Genomic DNA, 3,427 nt, shown 5'->3' on the forward strand with positions numbered 1-3,427 from the left:
GCAGTCGCCCGTCGACCCAGGGCTGTGCGTCGTCGAGTCGACGGCCGGCAGAGAGGGCGAGCCGTTGCGCGAGCCGCCGAACGGCAGCCTCGTCGGCGAAGCGAATGTCGGTGCGCTCGAGTCCGCGCCCACGATCTATCCACACCTGATCCGGTGCAGTGACCAATACATCGGTCACTCCGGGCTCGGACAACAGCGGCTCCAACGGCCCCGCGCCGGTCAGCTCGGTTTGCAGAACGCGAAGGGCTGCAAGCATATCGGTGTCGCCGATGACTCCACCTGCTTCCGCTCGGATGGCCGCGGCGACGGTGGCGGGAACCGGAGCGTCGGCCGATGCAGCCAGGCGATCGCGAACGCGGTCGAGCAGATCAGCGGTGACGACGGCGCTCATGCCGCCCACCGCTGACCACCGGGCTTGTGCGCGAACGTATCGAGCACTGCGTTGGCCGCTGCGGCCAGCGGCGAACGTCGGCCCAGCACCAGACCTCCTCGTTCGAGGCGCTCGGCCAACGCGGGCTCTGCGCGCATCGACGTCAACAGCGGAAGCCCGAGGGCGAGAGCGATGTCGTCGGCCCTCAGCCCACCCGGCGCAGGCCCACGAACGACCAGGCCGACGTTGGCATTTCGATCCACGACATGCGCTGCCACCGCCTCGGCCGACGTCACGGCTCGTAGTTCGGCCGGAAGTACCAGCGCGACGAGGTCCGCCGCGGCATACAGAGCGTCGGAGACGTCGCTGGGATGACGCGGAGCGTCGCACACCACCAGATCACCCGCTGCGCGTCCTGCATCGAGCACAGCCGCCACTGCGACGGCGGAGAGTCCGACGCTCCGGTCGTCGGATCGGCCCAGTGCCAGCACCGACAGTCCGGCGCGGGAGGGCAGCGCCCCGTGCAGAGCGTCGCCGGAGACTCGGCCACCTTCGACGACCAAGCCAGACCACCGCAAACCTGGAGCACTCTCCCAGCCGAGCAACAGGTCCAGGCCGCTGCCGTACCGGTCCCCCTCGACCAAGAGCGCACGTCGACCCGAGCGGCTGCTGCATAGTCCGAGTGCGGCGGCGAAAGTGGATGCGCCCGCGCCACCGCGAGCGCCGACCACCGCGATCACTCCACCGTCTCCCGACGGTGCCGACGCAGGTTCGCCGAGTATGCGCACGAGTGCGTCCTCGTCCCACGGCAGGGAGATCACATGCTCGGCACCGAGCGATGTGGCGATTCGCCAGTCGTCGAGTGTCGGCGGTGCATCCGTGACCAGAATGACGCCCGAGCGTCGCTGAAATCCAGTCGACAGGGCCGTCTCTGCGGACGCAAAATCGAGCAGAATAGTTCCGGCGCGGTCCCACATCGAACGTGTCGAACCGATACCGACCAGTAAGTTCTGCTCTTCCACAACACAATCCGCGGCTGCGGCGATTCGATAGACGTCCTCGCGGAGACCGCGAAGTTCGATCGACATCGTCACTGCCGGGTGCGCGATTCGCTGCCGCGAGTCCGTTTCCATGCGCCAAGCGTGCGTGAGAATCTGCTCGAGATGAGCGCGACTTGGGGAAATGTGGATAGATTCGGGCCTGTGGATGAATAACGGTACTTCTGTACCAGTTTTCGACCTACCCCGGAAAAGAGGACGACCCTCGCCAGGGGGGGAGGAGGCGAGGGTCGTCTGGTTCAGCCCCGGGGGGTCGGGCTGAACACCGCCCGGAATGAACCGGGCTCGTAGAAAATACTACACCCGTGGACGTCCTTGTTTGCAAGTTCAACCGTCGGTTTTTCTCGACCGCGTCGGACCGAGTCCGCCAGTGTCACCGCGCAACATCCACCGGTCACCACCGGCCACTATGGTGACAAACGTGACCCAGAGCGCGAGCACCGACGACGCCCCGGCCGGCCGACGCGCAGCGCGCGTCGCGGCATTCTTCGACCTCGACAAGACGATCATCGCCAAGTCCAGCACGTTGGCATTCAGCAAGCCCTTCTTCGACCAAGGACTCATCAACCGGCGCGCCGTTCTCAAGAGCAGTTACGCGCAGTTCCTGTTCCTGCTCTCCGGAGCCGATCACGACCAGATGGAGCGCATGCGCGCGCACATAGCGAGCATGACCGCAGGCTGGGACGTCGAACAGGTGCGAGCGGTCGTCGCTGAAACGCTGCACGACATCGTCGACCCCCTCGTGTTCGCCGAAGCCGCCGATCTCATCGCCGACCACAAGCTCCGCGGACACGACGTCGTGATCGTGTCGGCGTCCGGCGACGAGATCGTGCACCCCATCGCAGAACTACTGGGTGCCGATCACAGCATGGCCACCACGATGGTGACCGTGGAGGGCAAGTACATCGGCGAGGTGGACTTCTACTGCTACGGCGAGGGCAAGGTCGACGCCATGAACTCCCTGGCCGCGCAACACGATTACGACCTGGCGTCGAGCTACGCATACTCGGACTCGATCACCGACGTGCCGATGCTGCGCGCCGTCGGCCATCCCACGGCCGTCAACCCCGATCGCGCGCTACGCAAGGAAGCGGCCTCCCGCGGCTGGCCGATTCTCACCTTCTCCAACCCGGTCTCGTTGCGATCACGAATCCAGACCCCGTCCGGCAAGACCGTAGCGGCAAGTGCCGCAGCAGGTTTCAGCGCCCTTGCGGCCGGCGCAATCACCTACGGACTGCTCCGAAGAAAAAGATGACGCCCAACCCCTTGATGTGAGGAGCGTCACGGGGTACAAATGACGTACGGAAGAACGGAAGGCCAAGGACGAATCGGAAGAGAAGATTCGCTCTCCCGACCGGGATTCCCAGCACGGACACCGGCACCCACGCGGAGCTTGCCACCTAATGGCAGAAGCGCTGTGGGCCTGCGACATTCGCCAGTGATCAGCAAGAACCCTGCACCGGTTGCAGGGATGACCTCATCACCGTCGAATTCTCGCCGAGGCCACGTGGTAGTCCATCACAGCCCACCTGTGCACGCTTGGTAACCAGGCGCTCCGTGCTAACGGGCGGCGACGTCGACGCAAGTCGACATCGCCGCCCTTTTATGTGCTCACATCATCTACTGCGCAGCTTCGGCAATCGAAGTCGCTTCTGCCGCACCGGCTTCGAATGCTCCGCAGCACAGAATCACCCAACTCCCGACGCCGGTTGCCGTGCCCTCGGCGAATCCCGTCGCGCCGTCTCGGTAGGCATTTGCCCGACGCATCCAGCTCACCTCCGGCACCCCGAGGTTGTGGGGGTCGAATCCCGACGACGCTGCCACCAGTCGCGATGCAGCCCGCGCAACGATGCCGTCGGCCGATCCGAAAGCTTTGAGCGTCAACAGTTCACCGTGGACCACCGCAGCGATCACCGGGGCCGGTGCGGACGTTCCACCGGTCACCAACTGAGCGAGCAGGTCGAGTCGCTCGCCGACACCGGCATCGCTGCGGGGCCGG

General features: G+C 65.5%; 3 protein-coding genes and 1 pseudogene. 1 reads left to right on the top strand and 3 read right to left on the bottom strand.

Annotated elements, in window-relative coordinates:
* Window positions 1–391, bottom strand: a 391-nt coding sequence (locus tag RHBS_RS25770; protein WP_187298637.1) for an ATPase, T2SS/T4P/T4SS family, incomplete at its 3' end; no start/stop codon positions are given.
* Window positions 388–1,503: a septum site-determining protein Ssd gene (ssd, locus tag RHBS_RS25775; protein WP_121872056.1), complete on the bottom strand. Its 1,116-nt coding sequence runs from the start codon at window positions 1,501–1,503 to the stop codon at window positions 388–390. The genes ssd and RHBS_RS25770, both read right to left, overlap by 4 nt.
* A 334-nt stretch (window positions 1,504–1,837) precedes the next feature.
* On the opposite strand from ssd, the gene RHBS_RS25780 reads away from it, so the two are divergent.
* Window positions 1,838–2,683 (top strand): HAD family hydrolase, encoded by an 846-nt coding sequence (locus RHBS_RS25780; protein WP_374700662.1) that lies wholly within the window; start codon window positions 1,838–1,840, stop codon window positions 2,681–2,683.
* A 365-nt stretch (window positions 2,684–3,048) separates the two neighbouring features.
* Here RHBS_RS25780 and RHBS_RS25785 read toward each other — a convergent pair.
* Window positions 3,049–3,427, bottom strand: a pseudogene (locus tag RHBS_RS25785) (oxidoreductase); the annotation flags it as partial.

This window comes from Rhodococcus sp. BS-15, from assembly GCF_000813105.1.
Classification (GTDB): domain Bacteria; phylum Actinomycetota; class Actinomycetes; order Mycobacteriales; family Mycobacteriaceae; genus Rhodococcoides.

What these genes read in the sequence shown, in the direction of transcription:
- ssd (WP_121872056.1), bottom strand. Translation starts at nt 1,503, where the DNA reads ATGGAAACGGACTCGCGGCAGCGAATCGCGCACCCGGCAGTGACGATG.
- RHBS_RS25780 (WP_374700662.1), top strand. Translation starts at nt 1,838, where the DNA reads ATGGTGACAAACGTGACCCAGAGCGCGAGCACCGACGACGCCCCGGCC.